The following is a 23,653-nucleotide window of genomic DNA, read 5'->3' as shown; positions in this document are numbered from 1 at the left end:
GAGGTAGCTATGAAAATTGGTGTCTTCGTTCCGATTGGTAATAACGGCTGGCTGATTTCCACCCATGCTCCCCAGTACATGCCGACGTTTGAGCTCAATAAGGCCATCGTGCAAAAAGCCGAACACTACGGCTTCGATTTCGCGCTGTCGATGATTAAACTGCGCGGCTTCGGCGGCAAGACCGAATTCTGGGATCATAATCTGGAGTCCTTCACCCTGATGGCCGGACTGGCGGCCGTCACTTCGCGCATTCAGATCTACGCCACCGCCGCCACGCTGACGCTGCCCCCGGCGATCGTCGCGCGCATGGCCTCGACTATCGACTCTATCTCCGGCGGCCGCTTTGGCGTCAATCTGGTCACCGGCTGGCAAAAGCCGGAATACGAGCAGATGGGCATCTGGCCTGGCGACGACTACTTCGCCAGCCGCTACGACTATCTCACCGAATATGTCCAGGTCCTGCGCGACCTGTGGGGAACCGGACGCAGCGACTTTAAAGGCGACTACTTCACGATGAACGACTGCCGCGTCAGCCCGCAGCCGTCGCAGCCGATGAAAGTGATCTGCGCCGGGCAAAGCGACGCCGGTATGGCGTTCTCCGCCCAACACGCTGACTACAACTTCTGCTTCGGTAAAGGCGTGAACACCCCTGCCGCCTTTGCCCCCACCGCCGCGCGCATGATGCAGGCGGCGGAAAAAACCGGCCGCGACGTCGGCTCCTACGTCCTGTTTATGGTGATCGCCGACGAGACCGACGAGGCGGCCCGCGCCAAATGGGAACATTACAAAGCCGGCGCCGATGACGAGGCGCTGGCGTGGCTTACCGAACAGAGCCAGAAAGACACCCGTTCCGGCAGCGACACCAACGTGCGCCAGATGGCCGATCCCACCTCGGCGGTCAACATCAATATGGGCACCCTCGTCGGCTCTTACGCCAGCGTCGCCCGCATGCTCGACGAAGTGGCGGCGGTCCCCGGTACCGACGGCGTGCTGCTGACGTTTGATGATTTCCTTATCGGTATCGAAGCCTTTGGTCAGCGCATTCAGCCGCTGATGCGCTGCCGCGACCATATCGCCACCATGACTCAAGAGGTTGCCTGATGATTACCCTGCCCGCTCGCCCGGAATCCCTGACCTTTGCGCCGCAGCAGAGCGCGCTGATCGTTGTCGATATGCAGAACGCCTACGCCAGCCAGGGCGGCTATCTCGACCTCGCCGGATTTGACGTTTCCGCCACCCGCCCGGTTATCGACAATATCAACGTCGCCGTGGCCGCCGCGCGCGCCGCCGGGATGCTGATTATCTGGTTCCAGAACGGCTGGGACGACCAGTACGTGGAGGCCGGCGGCCCCGGTTCGCCGAATTTTCATAAATCCAACGCGCTAAAAACCATGCGAAAGAACCCGGAGCTGCAGGGCAAGCTGCTGGCGAAAGGCGGCTGGGACTATCAGCTGGTCGATCAGCTTAAGCCACAGCCCGGCGATATCGTGCTGCCGAAACCGCGCTACAGCGGCTTCTTTAACACCGCGCTCGACAGCATTCTGCGCAGCCGCGGCATCCGCCATCTGATCTTTACCGGTATTGCCACCAACGTCTGCGTGGAATCGACCCTGCGCGACGGCTTCTTCCTCGAGTATTTCGGTATCGTGCTGGAAGACGCCACCCATCAGGCCGGTCCGGCGTTCGCCCAGCAGGCGGCGCTGTTCAATATCGAAACCTTCTTTGGCTGGGTCAGCGATGTCGCCAGCTTCTGTACCGCCCTTGAGCCCGCCGCGCCGCGCGCCTTTTCCGAGGAGAAACGTTATGCCTAAACAGGTGATTATTCCGCCAGGCACCACCACGCCTATCGCCCCGTTTGTCCCGGGCACGCTGGCCGACGGCGTGGTTTACGTCTCCGGCACCCTGCCGTTCGATAAGCAAAACAACGTGGTTTATATCGGCGACCCAAAGGCGCAAACCCGCCACGTGCTGGAAACCATCAAGAGCGTTATCGAGACGGCGGGGGGCAGTATGGCGGATGTGACTTTCAACAGCATCTTTATCACCGACTGGAAAAACTACGCCGCGATTAATGAGGTCTACGCGGAGTTCTTCCCCGGCGACAAACCGGCGCGTTTCTGTATTCAGTGCGGGCTGGTGAAGCCCGATGCGCTGGTGGAAATAGCCACCGTCGCGCATATCGGGAAGCCGGCATGATGAAGCTAAATGTCTCCCCGGCGCCTTATCCGGGCGCACCGGTGGTGGTTCTGAGCGCCGGGCTCGGCGGCGCGGGCGGCTACTGGCTACCGCAGCGGGCGGCGCTCGAACCGCACTATCAACTGGTGAGCTATGACCATAACGGCACCGGTGAAAACGGCGGCCCGCTGCCCGTCGGCTACAGCATGGCGGCCATGGCGCAGGAGCTTAACGCGGCGCTGCAGGAGGCGGGGATTGTGCGTTTTGCGCTGGTCGGTCACGCCCTGGGCGCGCTGATCGGTCTGCAGCTGGCGCTGGACCATCCCGAAGCGATAAGCGCCCTGGTGCTGGTGAACGGCTGGCTGACGCTCTCCCCGCATACCCGCCGCTGCTTTCTGGTGCGCGAACGCCTGCTGCACGCGGGCGGCGCGCAGGCGTGGGTAGAAGCGCAGCCGCTGTTCCTCTATCCGGCGGAGTGGATGGCTTCTCGCCTGCCGCGGCTGGAGGCCGAAGACGCGCTCGCCATCAGCCATTTCCAGGGCAAAGAGAATTTACTGAAAAGGCTGAACGCCCTCAAGCAGGCCGACTTTTCGCGGCGGGCGGCAGCGATAACCTGCCCGACGCTGATTATCAGCGCCGCTGACGATTTGCTGGTCCCGGCCTCCTGCTCCCGCGTGCTGCAGGCGGCAATCCCCGGCAGCCAGCTGGCGGAAATGGCCTGGGGCGGCCACGCCTGCAACGTCACCGATACCGCCACCTTTAACCCTATTTTATGCGATGGGCTGGCCGCAATGCTGCCCGTCCCCCAGGAGAATCTATGAGCGAAGCCATTAGCCCGGCCGCCTGCGCCGCGCTGTTTACCGAGGCCCGAACCCACAACGGCTGGCTGGACAGGCCGGTCAGCGACGAGCAGCTGCGTGAAATCTACGCCTTGCTGAAAATGGGACCGACCTCCGCTAACTGCTCCCCGGCGCGCTTCGTTTTCATCCGCACACCGGAAGGCAAAGAGAAGCTGCGCCCGGCTCTGTCGAGCGGCAACGTCGCGAAGACCCTGCAGGCGCCGGTCACCGCTATCGTCGCCTGGGACAGCGCGTTCTATGACCGGCTACCGGAGCTGTTCCCTCACGGCGACGCCCGCAGCTGGTTTACCTCCAGCCCGCAGATGGTGGAAGAGACCGCCTTTCGCAACGGTTCATTGCAGGCGGCGTACCTGATTTTCGCCTGCCGCGCGCTGGGCCTGGACACCGGCCCCATGTCGGGCTTTGACCGCGAAAAAGTCGATGCGGCGTTTTTTGCCGACGGCGCCTGGAAAAGCAACCTGCTGATTAATATCGGCTACGGCGATCCCGGCAAGCTGTACGCTCGCCTGCCGCGTCTGCCTTTTGATGATGCCTGCCAGCTGGCATAAGGAGCCCGTATGTCTATTGCCGATAAACAAAGCTTTCGCGACGCCATGGCCCACGTCGGGGCGGCGGTCAACATCATCACCACCGATGGTCCCGCAGGCCGCGCCGGCTTTACCGCCAGCGCCGTCTGCAGCGTTACCGACGCGCCGCCCACGCTGCTGGTGTGCCTGAATCGCTCCGCCTCGGTGTGGCCGATCTTCAGCCAGCACCAGGCGCTGTGCGTCAACACCCTGGCGGCCGGCCAGGAAGAGCTCTCGAACGTTTTCGGCGGTAAAACGCCGATGGCGGAGCGCTTCGCCGCCGCCGACTGGCAAACCGGCGCGACCGGCTGTCCGCGTCTGGAAGCGGCGCTGGTCAGCTTCGACTGCCGTATCAGCCAGATCGTCAGCGTCGGAACTCACGACATCCTGTTTTGCGAAGTGGCGGCGATTGTACGCCATCCGGAACCGCGCGGACTGATGTGGTTCGACCGCGGCTACCACACGCTGATGCGTCCAGCCTGTTAACCCTAAACCCAGGATCTCATCATGGCTCTCTTCGATTTTCCTCGCTGGCAGTTAACCTCCCCCTCCGCCGCGTCCGGCGTCGTGGCCCCCGATGAACGTCTGTCGGTCGGGCAAACCGTGGTGATGGGCGTTCAGCACGCGGTGGCGATGTTTGGCGCGACCGTCCTGATGCCAATCCTGATGGGGCTGGATCCCAATCTGTCGATCCTGATGTCCGGCATCGGCACCCTGCTGTTCTTTTTGGTTACCGGCGGGCGCGTGCCGAGCTACCTTGGCTCCAGCGCCGCCTTTGTCGGCGTGGTCATCGCCGTTACCGGCTTCAACGGCCAGGGGCTTAACCCGCACCTTAGCGTCGCGCTGGGCGGCATTATCCTCTGCGGGCTGGTTTATACCCTGATTGGCCTGGTGGTGATGAAAATCGGCACCCGCTGGATTGAGCGGCTGATGCCGCCGGTAGTCACCGGCGCGGTGGTCATGGCGATAGGCCTTAACCTCGCGCCAATCGCGGTACGCAGCGTATCAGCAACGCCGTTCGACGGCTGGATGGCGGTGCTGACGGTGCTGTGCATCGGCCTGGTCGCGGTGTTTACCCGCGGGATGCTGCAGCGGCTGCTGATCCTCGTCGGGCTGATTATCGCCTGCGCGCTGTACGCGCTGTTGGCCAACGGCCTCGGGCTGGGCAAGCCGCTGGATTTTAGCCTGCTTGAGCAGGCGGCGTGGTTCGGTTTGCCGCAGGTGACCGCCCCGACCTTTAACGGCCAGGCAATGATGCTGATCGCTCCCGTGGCGGTGATTCTGGTGGCGGAAAACCTCGGCCACCTGAAGGCGGTTGCCGGGATGACCGGGCGCAATATGGACCCGTATATGGGCCGCGCGTTCGTCGGCGACGGACTGGCAACGATGCTCTCCGGTTCGGTTGGCGGCAGCGGAGTGACCACCTACGCGGAGAATATCGGCGTGATGGCGGTCACCAAAGTGTACTCGACGCTGGTGTTCGTCGCGGCGGCGCTAATTGCGATGCTGCTTGGGTTTTCACCGAAATTCGGCGCGCTGATCCATACCATTCCGGGACCGGTGATCGGCGGCGCATCGATTGTGGTGTTTGGCCTGATTGCCGTCGCGGGCGCGCGAATTTGGGTGCAGAACCGCGTGGATTTGAGCCAGAACGCAAATCTGATTATGGTGGCGGTGACGCTGGTGCTGGGGGCGGGCGACTTCGCGCTTTCGCTCGGCGGCTTTACCCTCGGCGGCATCGGGACGGCCACCTTCGGCGCGATCCTGCTCCACGCTCTGCTTAACCGCCGTCCGCGTGAGGCCGGGCAAACCAACGTCACCCCGGTATGAAAGCGTGCGACGCCAGCAGACCCGTACCGGGAAATCCCCGGTCGCGCTGCGCTTACCGGGGCTACAAAACAGCGTCAACCCGTAGCCCGGTTAAGGCGTTTACGCCGCGAGCCGGGCGTTCCTCCCGCTCAGCGGAACCTGCAAAGTGGAAAAAAAACCGCCGACGTGACGTCGGCGGCGAGGGTGATGGGGTCGGGCCCGGGAGATTAACCCCCATCAGCAACAATCCGGCGCGCTAGCTTTCGCGGCTACCATGACTGTTTTTGCCCCCTTTCTTGCCCGCTTCGGAAGCGCGTTGAGGATCGTTTTTAAAGTTCCCCCCGCTATGCTGGCCACCTTTACGACCTGCTTCTGATGCTCTTTCACGGTCTTCGGCAAAGTTGCCGGCACCGCCACGATGGTTTGCCATTACTGACCTCCATTTAGGTTAGACATCATGCTGCATTAGGTGAAACACGAGGCTCTGGCCTCCGCGATACGGGTTGCGTATCACGTGCTTTTAAGGTTAGCGAAGGAAAGCCGTGCCGGGTGGATATCGTCACATTCTGAAATAGATTTTGTATAAGAACTGCCGCTATTGCGCCGGACGCGCGCTAAGCGACTCTTATGACAGCCTAAAATGGCGCCGCTGAAGATGTATCTTTTTGCAACAGCCCTGAATGTTAGCAATGTTGTTATAAATCAAATAAATGATTGTTGCATTTGCACTCTTCGCCAGAGGTCTTATCTTTAAAGGTAGCCAGTCGACTGGCTGGCGCATAACGCAACCGAGGAGTGATGCAAATGGCTAAGATTCTGGTGCTTTATTATTCCATGTACGGACACATTGAGACCATGGCGCATGCCGTCGCCGAAGGAGCAAATAAGGTAGATGGCGTTGAAGTGGTCGTGAAGCGCGTGCCGGAAACCATGCAGGCAGAGGTTTTTGCCAAAGCAGGCGGGAAAACGCAAAACGCGCCCGTCGCCACGCCGCAGGAGCTGGCTGAGTACGACGCCATCATCTTTGGTACCCCAACCCGTTTCGGCAATATGTCCGGACAGATGCGCACCTTTCTCGATCAGACCGGCGGCCTGTGGGCGTCCGGAGCGCTGTACGGCAAACTGGCCAGCGTATTCAGCTCAACCGGTACCGGCGGCGGTCAGGAGCAAACCATCACCTCAACCTGGACCACGCTTGCCCACCACGGGATGATTATTGTACCGATTGGCTACGGCGCCCAGGAGCTGTTTGATGTTTCGCAGGTTCGCGGCGGCACGCCTTACGGCGCCACCACCATTGCCGGCGGCGACGGCTCACGCCAGCCAAGTGAAGAAGAATTAGCCATTGCCCGCTATCAGGGGCAACACGTTGCGGGTCTGGCAGTGAAATTACACGGTTAATCTTCAGCAGGAGGACAAGCATGCCGAATCAAGAAGCAAAGGCCCACCGCGTGGGTGAATGGGCCAGTCTGCGCAATACGTCTCCCGAAATTGCCGAGGCGATTTTTGAATTAGCCAATTACGATGAAAAGCTGGCGGAGAAAATCTGGGAAGAAGGCAGCGATGAAGTCCTGCCCCTCGCCTTCGCCAAAACCGACAAAGACTCCCTGTTCTGGGGCGAACAAACTATCGAACGCAAGAACGTGTAGCCAGAACAGGTACGCAGTACCGCCTCCGGGAGTTCTTACATGAGCTTCCCGGAGGCGCCTGTTCGGGCTACAAGACCAGGCTAAACATCGGCAGCAAGACCCGGATTGCTCCGGGTTTTTTATACTCTGCTACTTCGTGGCCTCGGCCATCGCCTTTTTAAAGGTGTCCATCGGGCAGAAGCCGTTGTCATCGACCGGACAACCGTTCAGCGCCAGCGTCACCCGCTGCGGCGGCGATTGCAGGGTCAGCGCGTCGGCATTGCGCAGCTGTTCGGTACTTTGATACACGTACTCAATCTTCATCAAATCGCGATTGCCGCTCTTATCATGCCAGCGCTGGAACACCAGCTTGCCGCCGATGGGCGTACGTTCGTACTGGTTGTGCAGCTGATAAGGTTTAAAATCCAGCGCCGTCAGCAGCGAGGCGATATTGGAATCGTGCCCCACCAGCAGCGTGACTTTCGCCGCTTTCGCCGCGTCGCCCACCAGCGCGTTATCGATATATTTCACCAGCGGTTTAGCCACGTTGCGCGCCACTTCCGGCGAGGTGAACAGACTGTCCTGATAGCCGTTTTTCAGCTTCGACAGCACCTGCCACTGCTTATCGCTGGCGATTTCGCCCCACGCCACCTGGTCTTTCGGGAAACCTTCGTAATATTGCAGCGTAAAGGCGTCAACCAGCGAGTTGCCGACTTTAAGCGGCCCGGAAACGCCCGGCTCCTGCTGATATTTGGCGCTAAAGGTATCTTTCGCATCGCTCAGCGAGCACTGCTGCTTCTCTTTGCAGGACGGGGAGTTACGGTAGTCGGTCATCTCCTCCAGCAGCTTATAGCTTTCGCTCAGCTGCATCCCCTGCCGCTCTTTCTCCATTGCCTGCACCGCCTTTTCGCTAAACGCGGCGGAATCGTCAGTGATCACCGGATTAAACGTCGGGTCCATGGTGCCCATTTTTTCCTGATGGTGCACGGTCACGCCGCAGCCGGGAAACGCGCCGGTGATAAAGAACTGCGCGGTGGCGACGGTGCGCTGCAGGCTATTGGCATAGGCGTAGACCGCGTTCTCCGGCGGGCATTCGCCGCTGGTCACCAGCCCCTGCTGCGCCAGCCATTCGCGCATATAGTGCCCCATATACACTTCCAGCACCCCGCCCTTGGTGGTCAGCTGGCCGCCGGGGACATCCCACTCAGGCCAGGACTTCGGCGTTGATTGCTCCAGCACGCTGCCGTTGTTCGCCAGCGGCGCGCGCAGGTTATGGCGGCTCATGATCAGCACCTGCTGAAGCTGGTGCCCTTCCGGTGCCGCCTGTTCCTGCGCCTGGACGCCGGCGGAGAGTAAAATAACGCCGGTCACGGCGGCAGCGAGTAGACTTTTTCTCATCCCTTAATCCTCAGTCAGTGATTATCATCGCCTTAATTGTGACAAATTTATGACATTTTTCCGGGCAATGGCTCGCAAAGTGCGGAAAGAAATACGCTTTCCGCCAGAACGAAGGGAGGCTGAAATGAGAGGGAGGGCGTTACTCCGGTAGCGGTACCGCCGCCAGCGTGCAGATAGCCGCATGCTTGCCGCCGCGATGGTCGACGATCAGCACTTTATCGCCGGCTTTTTTTCCTTCGCAGGGTTTTAACACCTGCTCGACAATACGTTCACGAATTGACGGGTGCCCGGCGTCAGCCAGGCTATGGAATGAAGTCAGAATCAACAACGGCCCAATAAGACCGATGATATGCTTGTTAAACATTTATTACTCTCAACCCTATTTAAGCGGGCCAAGGGTAGCAGCCTGTGGGACTCTCGTCTGTAAATTCGCTTAAACGAGTGTAACCCGTTCATTTTTTCACCACACCTTTGCTTTACTCTTCACATTTATTCATGTAAATAATAATTTCAGTGTATTGCTGGCAGTCTATTCTCGTCTGATTCATCGGGTCATCTTTAAGAAATATCCCGATGCTATTATCTCGATATCACGGTATTTTTTCTTCATGTTAAACATAACATTAGGTTAATCTATGTCAGGTATCCTGCTCTTTATCGTCGCGGTGGTTTTGCTGGGAGTAGCCATCTTCAGCCTGGTCTCCTATGTGAAGGATCGGCGCTCTGCACAGCTGCCAACTCATAAGAAAAAGAAATAATACGTCCTCACTATTCTTACCTTCTGCCCCTGCTATCTCCTCCCGAGCGCCTGATTTCAAACGAGAATGACAAAAAAGAAGGCAGGCTCAATCGCCTGCCTTTGTGTCTGCGTAAAAAATCGTTACGATTCCCAGGCCTGTTCCGCTTTGGCGCCGTCAAACTGCGGCGGCGGCTTGCGGAAGCGGCGGGTCAGATACGTCAGATACAGCAGCCCGAGGCCCGCCCATATCAGACCCAGCGTCAGCGAGGTCGCCTCCAGGTTAATCCACAGTACGCCCACCGTTAGCGCGCCGACCATCGGCAAAAGCAGATAGTGAAAGCGATCTTTCCAGGTTTTGTTAAAACCTTTACGCCGCCAGAAGTGGTTAAATACCGACAGGTTAACGAAGGTAAACGCCACCAGCGCGCCAAAGTTAATCAGCGCCGTGGCGGTGACCAGGTCAAAGAACAGCGCCGACAGCGCGACAATCCCCACCATGATCACGTTCAGCGCCGGGGTACGCCATTTCGGATGGACGTAGCCGAAAATGCGCTCCGGGAAAACGTTATCGCGGCCCATAACGTACAGCAGTCGTGACACGCTGGCGTGCGAAGCCAGGCCTGAGGCCAGGGTATTCACAAACGTCGTGCACAGGAAAATCGACTGGAACAGCTTGCCGCCAACGTAGAGGGCGATCTCCGGCAGCGCCGCGTCCGGGTCTTTAAAACGGCTAATATCGGGGAAAAAGAGCTGCATAAAGAACGAGGCGGCGATAAAAATCACCCCACCGTAGACCGCAGTAAGGAAAATGGCCTTCGGGATCACCCGCGCGGCGTCCGGCGTCTCTTCGGAAAGCGTGGTCACCGCATCGAAACCGAGGAACGAAAAGCAGACTATCGTCGCCCCGGTAATGATCGGAATCAGGTGCGCATTCTGGCTAATAAACGGCTGGAGCGACCAGACGGTGCCCACCCCTTCCCCTTTATGCAACCCCTGCACCACCAGCACGATAAAGACCACCATGATCGAGATCTGCACCAGCACAAACAGGGTGTTGAAGTTCGCCACCAGGTTGACGCTTTTCAGGTTCGCCGCGGTGAGAATAGCCACAAACGTCACCACCCACACCCAGGGCGGCACGTCCGGAAACAGCGCAGAAAGATAAATCTTCGCCAGCAGCACGTTGATCATCGGGAGAAATAGATAATCCAGAAGCGATGACCAGCCCACCATAAAACCGACGTGCGGGCTGATCGACTTCTGCGCATAGGTATAGGCCGAGCCCGCCTGCGGAAACTGGCGCACCAGCTTGCCGTAGCTGATGGCGGTAAACAGCACCCCGGCCAGCGCCAGCAGATAGGACGCCGGGACGTGGCCGTTGCTGATGCCGGAGACGATGCCGAAAGTATCGAAAACCGTCATCGGCGTCAGATAGGCGAGGCCCATCATCACCACCTGCCACAGCTTGAGAGACTTGCGCAGGCGCGGTTTTTCCGCCCCGGAGGCGTTATCGAGAGAGGGATTAATAGACATAGCCATTTCCCCCGCTGCACACCTGGGTTTGCGGTCGTAGAGACCGGGAAACCAACCTGCTTCGCAACGGGGTTAATGGCAAATCAAAAGGTAAAAAGAACCGACGAGCGGCGGTGGCGACACATTCCATGCGGCCATGACGGCCCCCTTCTCCCTGCGGATATTTAAACATCTGCATCATTTCCTACCTCGTTACACACTGTGTCGTTAACTGAAGCCCCGTTGCCGCCTGCGCTCCTTAACGCGACATCCGGGAATGGCTGGGCTCCCAGCAAAAACGTCCGACCAGGCTCCGCTCAGGCCGCATGATGCTACTCGTGATAATGCTAAAGCGCCCCTCGCGGGGCGAAAATCAGGCGTTTTTCAACATCCACTCGATTTCAGTTTCTGTGATCAGACGCTCAAACTGCAGTAATTCGTCATTTTTACAGGCGTGATAAACGTGGCAGAAGCGTTCGCCAAGCCGCTCGCGCAGATGATCGTTTTGCATAAACTCCCACAGCGCATCGCTCTGGCGAATCGGGAACGGCAGCCCCTCCTGCTCGAGGCCGTTGCCCTCCACCTCTTCCTGTAACGGCAGCGGATTATCCAGACCGTGGAGGATGCCGGCAAAAATCGCCGCCATCACCAGATACGGGTTGGCGTCCGCCCCGGCCACGCGATACTCGACGCGGTGATTGTGCCGATCGCCGCACGGAATGCGCAGCGCCACCGTCCGGTTGTTGTGCCCCCACGACGCCTGGGTCGGCACGTACATTCCCGGCTGGAAACGACGATACGAGTTCACGTTTGGCGCCAGCAGCGCCATCGACGCCGGCATCAGGTCAATCATCCCGGCGAGCGCGCGTTTTAACATCGCGGAATCTTCGCCGTCCGCGTCCGCCAGCACGTTCTCGCCTTTGTTGTTCTGCATACTGATATGGATATGCATCCCGCTACCGGCGTGCTCTTCATAGGGTTTCGCCATAAAAGTGGCGTGCATCTTATGCTTCTCCGCCATCAAACGCACGAGACGTTTTAACGCCAGCGCATCATCGCAGGCGTCGAGCACGTTATCGGTATGGTGGAGGTTGATTTCAAACTGGCCGGGAGAGGCTTCCGCCACCGCGCCGTCGGCGGGGATCAGCTGGAGCTGGGCGATCTCGTCGATTTCGTTAAGCACGTCGGCAAAGTGGTTGAGGTTGTCGACGGAGTAAACCTGGCTTTGGGTATTGCGATCGCCGGTTCCCGGCGCGCACGGCGGCTGCAGGTAACCTTCCGCGTCGCGCTTGCGGTCAAGTAAATAGAACTCCAGCTCTACCGCTACCACGGGGAACAGCCCGCGCTGGCGCAGCTGCTGCCAGAGCCGGTTCAGCACGTTCCGCGGCTCAACGTCAAAGGGAGCGCCATCTTCATCAACCATGGTCAGCAGAACCTGACCAATGTATTCCGGGTCCGCCGCCGACGGGGTTAAGGTTCCCAGCACCGGCACGCAGGTGCGGTCTGGTTCGCCCATCTCCTGGCCGAGCCCCGCCTCTTCCACCACGTTGCCGAGAATATCCATCGCAAACACCGAAGCCGGGAAATAGCACCCCTTCTCCAGCTTGCTCAGGCTGGACACCGGGATCCGCTTACCGCGGAAGCAGCCGTTCAGGTCGGTTAGCAGCACATCAACGTATTGCGTATTGGGGTAACGCTCGAGGTAGCGCTTCACTTCCCAGGTGAATGCGCTGACCCGTCTCTCTTCCGACTGCTGAACAAAATTCTCAACTTCTACGATATTGGTTTCCATGATTCACCGCCGTTGTTTTAGTTTCGGACCCTGAATGGCACTGTTAAATATAATGTCCACCATTCGAATGTGTATGCAAACAAATTGTTTGTCAAATGTTAAATTAAGTTTGCAAAGGGCTATATCCACTGCTAAATTGAGAAAATATTGAACGAAATGGCCGTTTTACCCGCTAATCCGGTCATAATTTAGTCCACTTTGTGAGGGCGATCATGGAAAATATAATGTACAAGCCAGTTATTGGCGTAGTGATGTGTCGAAACAGGCTTAAGGGTCACCAGACCCAGACTCTGCAAGAGAAGTACCTGAACGCGATTGTGAACGCCGGCGGCGTGCCGATTGCCCTGCCGCACGCGCTGGCCGAGCCGGAACTGCTTTCTGCGCTACTGCCGAAACTGGACGGCATTTATCTGCCCGGCAGCCCGAGCAACGTACAGCCGCACCTCTATGGTGAAAACGGCGATGAGCCTGACGCCGATCCCGGGCGTGATCTTCTGAGCATGGCGCTGATCGACGCCGCGCTCGAAAGGCGCATCCCCATTTTCGCCATCTGCCGTGGACTACAGGAACTGGTTGTCGCCACCGGCGGGACTCTGTATCGTCGTCTGTTCGAGCAGCCTGAGCTTCTTGAACACCGCGAAGACCCCGAACTTCCCGTCGAGCAGCAATATGCGCCCTCGCATGAAGTTCAGGTTCAGCAAGGAGGATTACTTTCTCAGTTAATACCGGGCTGCAACACGTTTTGGGTAAACTCGTTACACGGGCAGGGAGCAAAAACGACGGGTCCACGGCTGCGCGTGGAGGCGCGTTCTCCGGACGGGCTGGTGGAAGCGGTCAGCGTTAACGACCACCCTTTCGCCCTCGGCGTGCAGTGGCATCCTGAATGGAACAGTAGCGAATACGCCCTGTCGCGAATGTTGTTTGAAGGTTTTATCACCGCCTGTCAGAGCTATATTGCTGAAAAACAGCGACTCTGACCACTACCGTTAAGGAAATGCAAATATGAGCGATGACGGACTGGCGCCAGGGAAACGTCTGTCAGAGATCCGCCAACAGCTGGGTCTCTCACAGCGTCGTGCCGCCGAACTGTCTGGGTTAACACATAGTGCCATCAGCACCATAGAGCAGGACAAAGTCAGTCCTGCGATCAGTACGCTGCAAAAGCTGCTGAAAGTCTACGGGCTGTCGCTCTCGGAATTCTTTTCTGAACCAGAAAAACCGGCTGAACCGCAGGTGGTTATCAATCAGGACGATCTGATTGAAATCGGCAGTCAGGGGGTGTCGATGAAGCTGGTTCATAATGGCAATCCGAACCGCACGCTGGCGATGATTTTTGAAACGTACCAGCCTGGAACCACAACCGGGGAGAGGATCAAGCATCAGGGTGAGGAGATAGGCACCATACTGGAAGGTGAAGTCGTGCTGACCATCAACGGTCAGGCGTATCATCTGGTGGCTGGGCAAAGCTATGCCATTAACACCGGCATACCGCATAGCTTCAGCAACACCTCGGCGGGTATCTGCCGAATTATCAGCGCCCATACCCCCACCACATTCTGATTTTTTAGCCTGAGGTTTTCTCAGGCTTTCTTCAGGCCTGCGCCGCCGGAGGCGAACTCCGGCGGCGCGAAGATAACGCAGTTCACCTTGCGCAATGCGGAAAGACTTATTCCGCTGGCCCCGGATAATTCACGCCTGTTGATGGGCAATTTAAACGGTACTCAACCCCGGGGACGCCCTGCGCCCTGAGGGTCGGAAATCACCACTTTTTTATTTTTCCGATTATGTCATTAAGGAGTCATGATGGATTTTCACAACCTGGCTTACTGGCAAGAAAAAGCAAACAATATCGCGATTGAAACGCGGCTATTTATTAACGGCGAATACAGCGCCGCTGCCGATAATAGCGTGTTCGCCACCGTCGACCCTACCGCCCAGCAGACGCTCGCCGAGGTCGCGCGCGGCAAAAAGGCCGACGTCGATCGCGCGGTCCAGGCCGCCCGCGGCGTCTTCGATCGCGGCGACTGGTCGCAGGCCTCCCCTGCCCAGCGCAAAGCGGTGCTGCATAAATTCGCCGACCTGATGGAAGCCCATCGCGAAGAGCTGGCGCTGCTGGAAACCCTCGACACCGGTAAACCGATTCGCCACAGCCTGCGCGACGATGTCCCCGGCGCCGCCCGCGCGATCCGCTGGTACGCCGAAGCCATCGATAAAGTGTACGGCGAAGTCGCCCCCACCGGCGGCAACGAACTGGCCATGATCGTCCGCGAACCGATTGGCGTGATTGCGGCGGTGGTGCCGTGGAATTTTCCGCTGCTGCTGGCCTGCTGGAAGCTTGGCCCGGCGCTGGCGTCCGGCAACAGCGTGGTGCTTAAGCCGTCGGAAAAATCCCCGCTTACCGCTCTGCGCCTGGCGGGCCTGGCGAAACAGGCCGGGCTGCCGGACGGCGTATTCAACGTGGTGAGCGGTTTCGGCCATGAGGCCGGTCAGGCGCTGGCGCAACATCATGACGTTGAAGTCATCACCTTTACCGGCTCCACCCGCACCGGTAAACAGCTGCTGAAAGACGCGGGCGACAGCAATATGAAGCGCGTCTGGCTGGAGGCGGGCGGTAAAAGCGCCAATATCGTCTTTGCCGACTGTCCGGACCTGCAAAAAGCGGTTAACGCCACCGCCGGCGGTATTTTCTACAATCAGGGCCAGGTCTGTATCGCCGGTACCCGTCTGCTGCTTGAGGAGAGCATCGCCGACCGCTTTCTCGACCTGCTAAAAGAGCAGGCAAAGGGCTGGCAGCCTGGCAATCCGCTCGACCCGAATACCACCATGGGCATGCTGATCGACAACAGCCACGCCGATAGCGTCCACAGCTTTATTCGCGCCGGCGAAGCGCACAGCACGCTGCTGCTGGATGGACGTAAAAATCCGTGGCCCGCGGCGGTCGGCCCGACCATCTTCGTCGACGTCGACCCCGCCTCCGCCCTCAGCCAGGAGGAGATCTTCGGCCCGGTGCTGGTGGTGACCCGCTTTAAAACCGAAGAGCAGGCGCTGGCGCTGGCCAACGACAGCCGCTACGGCCTCGGCGCGGCGGTCTGGACCCGCGATCTCTCCCGCGCTCACCGCGTCAGCCGCCGTCTGAAAGCCGGCTCCGTCTTTGTGAACAACTACAACGATGGCGATATGACCGTGCCCTTCGGCGGCTATAAGCAGAGCGGCAACGGACGCGATAAGTCCCTGCACGCGCTGGAAAAATTCACTGAACTGAAAACTATCTGGATTGCCCTGGAGTCTTAATCATGAGCGAACATACCACCAGCTATTACGCCGCCAGCGCCAACCGCTATGAGCCGTTCCCGACGCTGGACGAATCGATCAGCTGCGACGTCTGCGTCGTCGGCGGCGGCTATACCGGCCTCTCTTCGGCGCTGCATCTGGCCGAAATGGGCTACGATGTGGTGCTGCTGGAAGGCGCGCGCATCGGCTTCGGCGCCAGCGGACGCAACGGCGGCCAGCTAGTCAACTCCTATAGCCGCGATATCGACGTTATCGAAAAAACCTACGGCCCGGATGCCGCGAAAATGCTCGGCAGCATGATGTTTGAAGGCGGCGACATTATTCGCGAACGTATCCAGCGCTATCAGATTGCCTGCGACTATCGCCCCGGCGGGCTGTTTGTCGCGCTGAATCATAAACAGCTGGAGACCCTGGAAGAGCAGAAAGCGAACTGGGAGCGCTACGGCAATACCCAGCTGGAGCTGCTGGATGCCAGCGCCATACGTCGCGAAGTGGACAGCGACCGCTACGCCGGCGCGCTGCTGGACCACAGCGGCGGTCATATCCATCCGCTCAATCTGGCGATTGGCGAAGCGGACGCCATTCGGCTCAACGGCGGCCGGGTTTACGAACAATCACCGGTCACCGGCATTCAGCACAGCAGCCCGGCGGTGGTGACCACCGCGCGCGGACAGGTCACCGCCCGCTACGTGATCGTCGCCGGTAACGCCTATCTCGGCGATAAGCTCGAGCCGGAGCTGGCGAAACGCAGCATGCCGTGCGGCACCCAGGTGGTCACCACCGCGCCGCTGTCTGAGGATCTGGCGCGCTCGCTGATCCCGAAAAACTACTGCGTAGAAGATTGTAACTATCTGCTGGATTACTACCGCCTGACCGCCGACAACCGTCTGCTGTACGGCGGCGGCGTGGTGTACGGCGCGCGGGATCCGGACGACGTTGAGCGGCTGATTATGCCGAAGCTGCTGAAAACCTTCCCGCAGCTGCAGGGGGTGAAAATCGACTACCGCTGGACCGGCAACTTCCTGCTGACCCTCTCGCGAATGCCGCAGTTTGGCCGCCTCGATAACAATATCTATTATATGCAGGGCTACAGCGGCCACGGGGTCACCTGTACCCACCTCGCCGGACGGCTGATTTCGGAGCTGCTGCGCGGGGACGCCGAACGTTTCGACGCCTTCGCCAGGCTGCCGCACTATCCGTTCCCCGGCGGGCGCAGCCTGCGTATTCCGTTTACCGCCATGGGCGCGGCGTACTACAGCCTGCGCGATCGGCTCGGCGTATAATCCCCTCGGCCGACGGCGCCGGCCGTCGGCTATTTTTTCTCGCCGTTGTGCGGCGGAAATCGCTGCTGGAAGTAGTGGCGCAAAAACTCCACGGTGGTACGAATTTTGGCCGAGGTCGCCAGCCGCGACACGTATACCGCCCAGATATTGGCGGGCTGATAGTACTCCGGCAGCAGCTGCACCAGATTGCCGCTGGCGATATTTTCCCTGACGTCCCACCACGAGCGCAGCGCAATCCCCTGTCCCTCCAGGCACCACTGATGGACGATTTCACCGTGGTTAGACGACAGCGGTCCGGTCACCTTGATGGCGTGCTCCCCCTCTTTATCATCGCGCAGCTGCCAGACGCCAAAGGGCCGGTCGCGCTCTTTGATCACCAGACAGGGCAGCACGGCGAGATCGCTGAGCTGTTTCGGCCGGGGATAGCGGGCGACAAACGCCGGCGAGGCGCAGAGGATGCGGTGATTGCTGGCAAGCTGGCGGGCTATCAGATTGGGCGCGATATCGTCGCCGACGCGAATATCCAGATCGACCCCTTCATTGGCCAAATCCACCAGCCGGTCGGCGACGTCAAAACGGATCTCCAGCTGCGGGTAACGACGGGCCAGCTCGGAGAGCGCCGGCGCGACTACCCGCCGACCAAAGCCAAAGCTGCTGATAATCCGCAGCGTCCCCTGCGGCACCTGCCGCACATCGGAGAGCTCATCCATCATCTGGTCGACATCCTGCAAAATGCGCAGTCCCCATTCGTAGATGCGCTCGCCCTCTTCGGTGATAGCCACGCGCCGGGTGGTACGGTGCAGCAGCTGGACGTTGAGCGTTTGCTCCAGCAGCGACACGCGCTTGCTGACGAAAGCCGGCGAGACGCCGAGCTCTTCCGCGGCGGCGGCAAAACCGGCGCGGCGGGCAACCAGCATAAAGACGCGTAAATCGTTCAGCAGCGGCAGATTATTCATAATTCGTGTTTTATGTTTCACCAGTTAACGGGATTAATTATGAATCAGTCAATTATAGGATAGCGGTGAAGTCAATTTCCCTTACCTCAAACTGAGAATAACGATGAATAAAACCTTACGTATTGCCGCCATCCCCGGCGATGGCATCGGTAAAGAAGTGCTGCCGGAAGGCGTCCGCGTACTGCAGGCCGCCGCCGAACGCTGGGGGCTGGCGTTAAGCTTCGAGCACTTTGAGTGGGCCAGCTGCGACTATTACGCGCAGCACGGCGCCATGATGCCCGACGACTGGCGCGCGCAGCTGCAAACGTTTGATGCGATCTACTTCGGCGCGGTCGGCTGGCCGGATATCGTGCCGGACCACATTTCCCTGTGGGGCTCGCTGCTGAAGTTCCGCCGCGAGTTCGACCAGTACGTCAACCTGCGTCCGGTGCGTCTGTTCCCCGGCGTCCCCTGCCCGCTGGCGGGTAAACAGCCCGGCGATATCGATTTCTACGTGGTGCGTGAAAACACCGAAGGGGAATATTCCGCACTCGGCGGCCATGTGAATCCGGGGACCGAGCATGAAGTGGTGATTCAGGAGTCGGTATTTACCCGGCGCGGCGTTGACCGGATCCTGCGCTACGCCTTCGAGCTGGCGCAGAGCCGCCCGCGCAAAACCCTGACCTCGGCGACCAAATCCAACGGTCTGGCCATCAGCATGCCCTTCTGGGACCAGCGCGTCGAAGCGATGGCGCAGCACTACCCGGAGGTGAAATGGGATAAGCAGCACATTGATATTCTGTGCGCCCGCTTCGTGCTGCAGCCGGAGCGTTTTGACGTGGTGGTCGGCTCCAATCTGTTCGGCGATATCCTCTCCGATCTCGGCCCGGCCTGTACCGGCACCATCGGCATTGCCCCGTCGGCAAACCTCAATCCGGATCGCACCTTTCCGTCGCTGTTTGAAGCGGTGCACGGTTCGGCGCCGGATATCTACGGCAAAAATATCGCCAACCCGATTGCCACCATCTGGGCTGGCGCGATGATGCTCGACTTCCTCGGCAACGGGGACGCACGTTACCAGGCCGCCCACGACGGCATTCTGGCAGCGATTGAGCAGACCATTGCCAGCGGGCCGAAGACGCCGGATATGCAAGGCAGCGCCTCCACCCAGCAGGTGGGCGAGGCGATTTGTCGGGCGATTGTTGAACAAAAGTAGCCCGGACAGGCGCGTCAAGCGCCGCCTCCGGGAAAGTGTGCAAGGGTTCCGTTCACTATTATCCCGCAGAAAATGTCTCACCGTGGTAGGTGAACGGGTAAAGGGGGAGAAAACCGTCTCCCCCTTTACAATCCCCGCGGTCCCGCAAAGAAATCGGTGCTGCGCACTGCGCTCACCTCCCGGACCTCAGCCTGCGGTCGGCTCAACTCGACATCGCTGTCTCGATTCGCCTCTGTCCGCCATCCCTGGCGGCCAGCCCTTGTCTTCGGACCTCCGGTTCGCCGATTTCAGCGGGCACCAGGGCATCGCTGCATAACACGTTGTTTCAGAAGCATATCGTAGCTGCAAGAACATCGTCCCGGAGGCGGCGCTTACGCGCCTGTCCGGGCTACCCAATCTGCCTCCCTCAGGCAACGGGCCCGGAAATCCCGGGTCGCGGCGTAAACGCCTTACCCGGGCTACTCCCCACTACCGTTTCGCAAACGGCTGGAAACCCGTAGCCCCGGTAAGCGCAAGCGCCACCGGGGAGATTCTCCGGACCGAATTACAGCTCCAGCTCGCGCTGCAGCAGCGCCGCAATCGCCTCGCTGCTCTGCGCCGTCACCAGCGATTGCCGGAACTCCGCATGCATAATGCGCCGCGCCAGCCGCGAGAAAATACGCATATGCTGATCCCCCGCCGAATGCTTATTGAGCGTCAGCATAATCACAAACTGCGCCTCATCGTCGCCCCACGCCACCGGCTGCGCCAGACGGGCGACGCTGATGGTCGACTGCTCAATATGCTCCGATTTACTGTGCGGAATGGCGAAACTAAACCCTAACCCGGTGGAGAACACTGCTTCACGGGCCCACAGATCCGCTTCCAGCTTACGCGGATAGCGGCAGCGCCCGGCCAGCAGCAGATTGTCGGTCATGCCCTTAATCACCTCCTCTTTACTGCGCCAGTCGCTGTTCAGCGTAATGCACTGAGGGGTAATCAGCGGCGCATCCTGCTGGGTCATACGGAACTGGGCCAGCAGGTGCTCGACCTCCAGCGAAGTACGGCACTGCATCGCCTGATTCAGCAGCTGACGGCAGGCGCGGCTGTCAAGCTGCGCCAGACGCGCCTTGGTCGCCGGGATCGACGGCGCGCTCATGCTCAGCTCATCCAGCCCCAGCCCCACCAGCAGCGGCAGCACGGAACCTTTGGCCCCCAGCTCGCCGCACAGGCCGATCCATTTACCCTGGCGATGTACCGCCTGAACCGCGTAATCCAGCGCGCGCAAAAAGGCCGGATTGAGGCTGTTGTAGTGGCGCGTCACCCTGGCGTTATCGCGATCCACCGCCAGCAGATACTGGGTCAGGTCGTTGCTGCCGATACTAAAGAAATCAATCTCTTCGCAGCACTGGTCGATGATAAACATCACCGACGGCACCTCGAGCATAATGCCCAGCGGGATCTTTTCATCAAACGGAATCTGTTCGCTGCGCAGCGATTGTTTAGCATCCGCCAGCTGCTCTTTCACCCACAGGATCTCCTCCATCGAGGAGATCATCGGGATCATGATTTTCAGCGCGCCGTGCGCGGAAGCGCGCAGAATCGCCCGCAGCTGAGTGCGGAACAGCGCCTGATACTCCTCATAAATACGCACCGCCCGGTAGCCGAGGAACGGGTTGTTCTCCGCCGGAATGTTGAGGTAGGCCACCGGCTTGTCGCCGCCGATATCCATGGTGCGGATGATAATGCTGCGCCCGTTGGCCGGCTCCAGCGCCTGGCAAAATAGGTTATACAGCTCGTTTTCCGACGGCGCGCTGGGCCTGTCCATATAGAGCATTTCGGTGCGGAACAAGCCTACCGACTGCGCGCCGTTGTTGAAGGCCGCCGTCGCCTCTACCGAATGGGCGATGTTGGCCGCCACCTCCAGGCGAATACCGTCTTCCGTACGCCCCGCTTTATCCAGCCAGGCCTGCTGCTGGCGGCGGATCTGCGCCTGCACCCAGGCCTCCTGCTGATAGTAGCGCGCCACCGCTTCATCGGGATTCACCACCACCAGCCCGGCGTTACCGTCAATCTGCACTCGCCGATCGACCCACGGCAGCAGCGCCTCCATATCGACGCCCACCAGAGTGGGAATATTGAACGAACGCGCGAGGATCACCGTATGTGAAGTGGTGCCGCCGCTGCGCAGCAGCAGACCTTTAAGCAGGGTTTTATCCAGTTCAAGAAACTGACTGGGGGTGAGTTCATCGGCGAGGCAGATAGCCTCTTCCGTCAGCTTACCCGGTGCCGGAAAACGATCCTCACCGTAGATATGCTGCAGAAGCTGGAAGCAAACATCGCGCACGTCCAGCACCCGCTCCTGCAAATAACTATTGCCGGAAGCGCTGAACTGGGCGCAAAAATGTTCGCCGGTCGCGACCACCGCCTCAGCGCAGCTCAGGCCGCTCAGCAGCCCGCCCAGCAGATGCTGGCGCAGCGAGGCGTCGGTGGCCAGAGAGCGATGCGCCTCAAGGATCGCGCTGGCGGTCCCGTCGTTATCCAGCAGGCGGAACTCAATATTTTTCACCAGCAGGGTCAGGCCCCTGTCCAGCGCCGCCTGTTCCTGTTCAATTGCGCCCGCTGCGGGCAGCGCGCCTGAATCGCGCAGGTCGAGGGATTTAAGATGGGTGAGCCTGCCGCCCGCGCTGCCGGCGCAGACCGGCTGGGCGTGAAACAGCGTGGGATTGAGGCGCGAGAGGGATTCAGGAACCGGCTGAACGTCCATGGATTCCGCCGTCGGCAGCGGCGCATCGCAGTGCGGGAACTCCTCGCTGATGAATGCCGACAGCGCGTCAAACGCCTGCTGTTCATCTTCGCCGCTAACAACCAGCTGGCAGCGGTCCCACTTCAAGGTATTGGTGCCGATAATCGCCAGCGCGCTTTTTGCGTTTCCGCGTCCTTCCGTGCGGGTATTTAACCATTCGACCGAAGACGAAAAAGTATTGCACAGGGTTTCTACCAGGCTTGCCGGACGCGCATGCACGCCGTTGGGCAAATCACATATGAATTCAATTACCAGAGCCATCGCCTTCCTCCTGAATAATGCGTATTTAGCCAAAAGGTAAAGAAAGAACCGGCCCGCCACTACGCGATAAAAGTGGCAATTACTGGATAATTGTATGCCCGACTCTTTTTTATGCTCGCGGTCACAAATCGCCTGACTAACGGCGCCAAAAACCCACCAGCGCTAAGATTTGAGGTGGATCGCAATTTTCCTCTGGCCTTACAAATATCCAGTAAATGCACTTTTTCTCTACTATTTTATGCGCCGCCCTTTTTCTAAGGTTGAAGCATCAACTCAGTCACGGGCCACGCAGCGCTCAGGAGAATAACAATGAATGAACTGGTGCAAATATTAAAAAATACCCGCCAGCACCTCATGACCGGGGTTTCACATATGATCCCGTTTGTCGTGTCCGGTGGGATCTTGCTGGCAGTCTCCGTCATGTTGTACGGCAAGGGCGCTGTGCCCGATGCCGCCACCGACCCTAACCTGAAAAAACTGTTTGATATCGGCGTGGCCGGCCTGACGCTAATGGTGCCGTTTCTGGCGGCCTATATCGGCTACTCCATCTCCGACCGCGCGGCGCTGGCTCCCTGCGCCATCGGCGCCTGGGTCGGCAACAGCTTCGGCGCCGGTTTCTTCGGCGCGCTGATTGCCGGGATCATTGGCGGGCTGGTGGTCTACTACCTGAAGAAAATCCCGGTGCATAAGGTGCTGCGCTCGGTGATGCCCATCTTCGTTATCCCGATTATCGGCACCTTTATTACCGCCGGGATCATGATGTGGGGCCTCGGCGAGCCGATTGGCGCGCTCACCGCCAGCCTGACCGGATGGCTGCAGGGCATGCGCGAAGGCAGCATCGTGATTCTCGCCATCATCATGGGCCTGATGCTGGCCTTCGACATGGGCGGTCCGGTGAATAAGGTCGCCTACGCCTTCATGCTGATTTGCGTTTCCCAGGGCGTTTACAGCGTGGTGGCCATCGCCGCCGTCGGCATCGCCGTGCCGCCGCTGGGCATGGGCCTGGCAACGCTGATTGGACGTAAATACTTCTCTGCGGAAGAGCGCGAAACCGGTAAGGCCGCGCTGGTGATGGGCTGCGTTGGCGTGACCGAAGGCGCGATCCCCTTCGCCGCCGCCGACCCGCTGCGCGTTATCCCGGCCAATATGATCGGCGCCGCCGCCGGCTGCGTTACCGCCGCGCTGCTCGGCGCCCAGTGCTATGCCGGCTGGGGCGGGCTTATCGTTCTGCCGGTCGTTGAGGGTAAAGGCGGATTTATTGCCGGCCTCGCGGTTGGCGCCATCGTCAGCGCCGCCTGCGTCATCCTGCTTAAGGCCCTGGCGAAAAAGAAAACGTCTGACGCCAAAGCCGATGACGAGATGGATCTTGATTTCGAAATTAACTGAGACACGGGAAGGAATAT

The 23,653-nt window shown here is 59.5% G+C and carries 23 protein-coding genes; 16 read left to right on the top strand and 7 right to left on the bottom strand.

Annotated features, from left to right (window positions below; all coding sequences use genetic code 11):
• The first annotated feature begins 9 nt into the window (after nt 1–9).
• From rutA to rutG, 7 genes are read left to right on the top strand one after another with little or no spacing between them, the layout of a single operon-like run.
• On the top strand, nt 10–1,101 hold the full coding sequence (gene rutA, locus ACESQ2_RS05465) for a pyrimidine utilization protein A (RefSeq protein ID WP_032749627.1): 1,092 nt from the start codon (nt 10–12) through the stop codon (nt 1,099–1,101).
• Complete coding sequence (gene rutB, locus ACESQ2_RS05460) at nt 1,101–1,811, top strand: pyrimidine utilization protein B (protein ID WP_004849808.1); 711 nt, start codon at nt 1,101–1,103, stop codon at nt 1,809–1,811. The genes rutA and rutB overlap by 1 nt, the downstream gene beginning before the upstream one ends.
• The gene (gene rutC / locus ACESQ2_RS05455) at nt 1,804–2,196 is read left to right on the top strand and encodes a pyrimidine utilization protein C (protein ID WP_004131297.1); all 393 of its coding nucleotides are present in this window, start codon (nt 1,804–1,806) and stop codon (nt 2,194–2,196) included. Before rutB ends, rutC begins: the two co-directional genes overlap by 8 nt.
• Nucleotides 2,193–2,996, top strand: coding sequence for a pyrimidine utilization protein D (gene rutD / locus ACESQ2_RS05450; RefSeq protein ID WP_032749628.1), 804 nt, complete (start codon nt 2,193–2,195; stop codon nt 2,994–2,996). Before rutC ends, rutD begins: the two co-directional genes overlap by 4 nt.
• Nucleotides 2,993–3,583 carry a malonic semialdehyde reductase gene (locus tag ACESQ2_RS05445; RefSeq protein WP_014228796.1) on the top strand — a complete coding sequence of 197 codons (591 nt, stop codon included), beginning with the start codon at nt 2,993–2,995 and terminating at the stop codon, nt 3,581–3,583. Before rutD ends, ACESQ2_RS05445 begins: the two co-directional genes overlap by 4 nt.
• A gap of 9 nt (nt 3,584–3,592) precedes the next feature.
• Entirely contained in the window at nt 3,593–4,087 is a 495-nt protein-coding gene (gene rutF, locus ACESQ2_RS05440) for an NADH-dependent FMN reductase RutF (RefSeq protein ID WP_024359582.1), read from the top strand.
• A 21-nt stretch (nt 4,088–4,108) separates the two neighbouring features.
• Nucleotides 4,109–5,431: a pyrimidine utilization transport protein G gene (gene rutG / locus ACESQ2_RS05435; protein ID WP_046876530.1), complete on the top strand. Its 1,323-nt coding sequence runs from the start codon at nt 4,109–4,111 to the stop codon at nt 5,429–5,431.
• A 235-nt stretch (nt 5,432–5,666) separates the two neighbouring features.
• On the opposite strand, the gene ACESQ2_RS05430 is transcribed toward rutG, so the two are convergent.
• On the bottom strand, nt 5,667–5,840 hold the full coding sequence (locus ACESQ2_RS05430) for a general stress protein (protein WP_004131287.1): 174 nt from the start codon (nt 5,838–5,840) through the stop codon (nt 5,667–5,669).
• Nucleotides 5,841–6,214: 374 nt separating this feature from the next.
• Between ACESQ2_RS05430 and wrbA the strand changes: the two genes are divergently transcribed.
• Together wrbA and ACESQ2_RS05420 are read left to right on the top strand one after the other, a co-directional pair.
• Complete coding sequence (gene wrbA / locus ACESQ2_RS05425) at nt 6,215–6,811, top strand: NAD(P)H:quinone oxidoreductase (protein WP_004100968.1); 597 nt, start codon at nt 6,215–6,217, stop codon at nt 6,809–6,811.
• 20 nt (nt 6,812–6,831) lie between these two features.
• Complete coding sequence (locus tag ACESQ2_RS05420) at nt 6,832–7,059, top strand: YccJ family protein (protein WP_004849783.1); 228 nt, start codon at nt 6,832–6,834, stop codon at nt 7,057–7,059.
• 129 nt (nt 7,060–7,188) lie between these two features.
• Here ACESQ2_RS05420 and agp read toward each other — a convergent pair whose 3' ends face one another.
• Entirely contained in the window at nt 7,189–8,436 is a 1,248-nt protein-coding gene (gene agp, locus ACESQ2_RS05415; RefSeq protein WP_373170215.1) for a bifunctional glucose-1-phosphatase/inositol phosphatase, read from the bottom strand.
• Between the two features lie 139 nt (nt 8,437–8,575).
• Nucleotides 8,576–8,800, bottom strand: coding sequence for a hypothetical protein (locus ACESQ2_RS05410; RefSeq protein ID WP_009653459.1), 225 nt, complete (start codon nt 8,798–8,800; stop codon nt 8,576–8,578).
• Between the two features lie 271 nt (nt 8,801–9,071).
• Here ACESQ2_RS05410 and ACESQ2_RS05405 point away from each other — a divergent pair, with 271 nt between their 5' ends.
• Entirely contained in the window at nt 9,072–9,194 is a 123-nt protein-coding gene (locus ACESQ2_RS05405; RefSeq protein WP_004849777.1) for a small membrane protein, read from the top strand.
• 122 nt (nt 9,195–9,316) lie between these two features.
• Here ACESQ2_RS05405 and ACESQ2_RS05400 read toward each other — a convergent pair whose 3' ends face one another.
• Nucleotides 9,317–10,708, bottom strand: coding sequence for an APC family permease (locus ACESQ2_RS05400; RefSeq protein ID WP_014228791.1), 1,392 nt, complete (start codon nt 10,706–10,708; stop codon nt 9,317–9,319).
• A 352-nt stretch (nt 10,709–11,060) separates the two neighbouring features.
• Nucleotides 11,061–12,479, bottom strand: a complete 1,419-nt coding sequence (gene puuA / locus ACESQ2_RS05395) for a glutamate-putrescine ligase (RefSeq protein ID WP_004849770.1) — start codon at nt 12,477–12,479, stop codon at nt 11,061–11,063.
• Nucleotides 12,480–12,703: 224 nt separating this feature from the next.
• Between puuA and puuD the strand changes: the two genes are divergently transcribed.
• The 4 genes from puuD to ACESQ2_RS05375 all read left to right on the top strand — a co-directional run bounded on the left by puuD (nt 12,704) and on the right by ACESQ2_RS05375 (nt 17,053).
• The gene (gene puuD, locus ACESQ2_RS05390; RefSeq protein ID WP_014838055.1) at nt 12,704–13,456 is read left to right on the top strand and encodes a gamma-glutamyl-gamma-aminobutyrate hydrolase; all 753 of its coding nucleotides are present in this window, start codon (nt 12,704–12,706) and stop codon (nt 13,454–13,456) included.
• A 25-nt stretch (nt 13,457–13,481) separates the two neighbouring features.
• A complete protein-coding gene (puuR, locus tag ACESQ2_RS05385) occupies nt 13,482–14,039 on the top strand; it encodes an HTH-type transcriptional regulator PuuR (RefSeq protein ID WP_004849766.1) in 558 nt (185 codons plus the stop codon).
• Nucleotides 14,040–14,282: 243 nt separating this feature from the next.
• Nucleotides 14,283–15,770, top strand: coding sequence for an aldehyde dehydrogenase PuuC (gene puuC / locus ACESQ2_RS05380; protein WP_014228789.1), 1,488 nt, complete (start codon nt 14,283–14,285; stop codon nt 15,768–15,770).
• 2 nt (nt 15,771–15,772) lie between these two features.
• Complete coding sequence (locus tag ACESQ2_RS05375) at nt 15,773–17,053, top strand: FAD-binding oxidoreductase (RefSeq protein WP_049082249.1); 1,281 nt, start codon at nt 15,773–15,775, stop codon at nt 17,051–17,053.
• Between the two features lie 29 nt (nt 17,054–17,082).
• On the opposite strand, the gene ACESQ2_RS05370 is transcribed toward ACESQ2_RS05375, so the two are convergent.
• Nucleotides 17,083–18,030: a LysR substrate-binding domain-containing protein gene (locus tag ACESQ2_RS05370; protein ID WP_373170213.1), complete on the bottom strand. Its 948-nt coding sequence runs from the start codon at nt 18,028–18,030 to the stop codon at nt 17,083–17,085.
• 82 nt (nt 18,031–18,112) lie between these two features.
• Here ACESQ2_RS05370 and ACESQ2_RS05365 point away from each other — a divergent pair, with 82 nt between their 5' ends.
• Nucleotides 18,113–19,204 carry a tartrate dehydrogenase gene (locus tag ACESQ2_RS05365; protein WP_014838053.1) on the top strand — a complete coding sequence of 364 codons (1,092 nt, stop codon included), beginning with the start codon at nt 18,113–18,115 and terminating at the stop codon, nt 19,202–19,204.
• A 544-nt stretch (nt 19,205–19,748) separates the two neighbouring features.
• Here ACESQ2_RS05365 and ptsP read toward each other — a convergent pair.
• Complete coding sequence (gene ptsP, locus ACESQ2_RS05360; RefSeq protein ID WP_373170212.1) at nt 19,749–22,250, bottom strand: phosphoenolpyruvate--protein phosphotransferase; 2,502 nt, start codon at nt 22,248–22,250, stop codon at nt 19,749–19,751.
• A 309-nt stretch (nt 22,251–22,559) separates the two neighbouring features.
• Between ptsP and ACESQ2_RS05355 the strand changes: the two genes are divergently transcribed.
• On the top strand, nt 22,560–23,636 hold the full coding sequence (locus tag ACESQ2_RS05355; RefSeq protein WP_004131253.1) for a PTS fructose transporter subunit EIIC: 1,077 nt from the start codon (nt 22,560–22,562) through the stop codon (nt 23,634–23,636).
• Nucleotides 23,637–23,653 lie beyond the last annotated feature (17 nt).

The sequence above is a fragment of the Klebsiella sp. Q11 genome, from assembly GCF_964241505.1.
GTDB classification, from domain to species: Bacteria; Pseudomonadota; Gammaproteobacteria; order Enterobacterales; family Enterobacteriaceae; genus Klebsiella; species Klebsiella michiganensis.
This window is presented reverse-complemented; position numbering and strand designations above follow the sequence as displayed.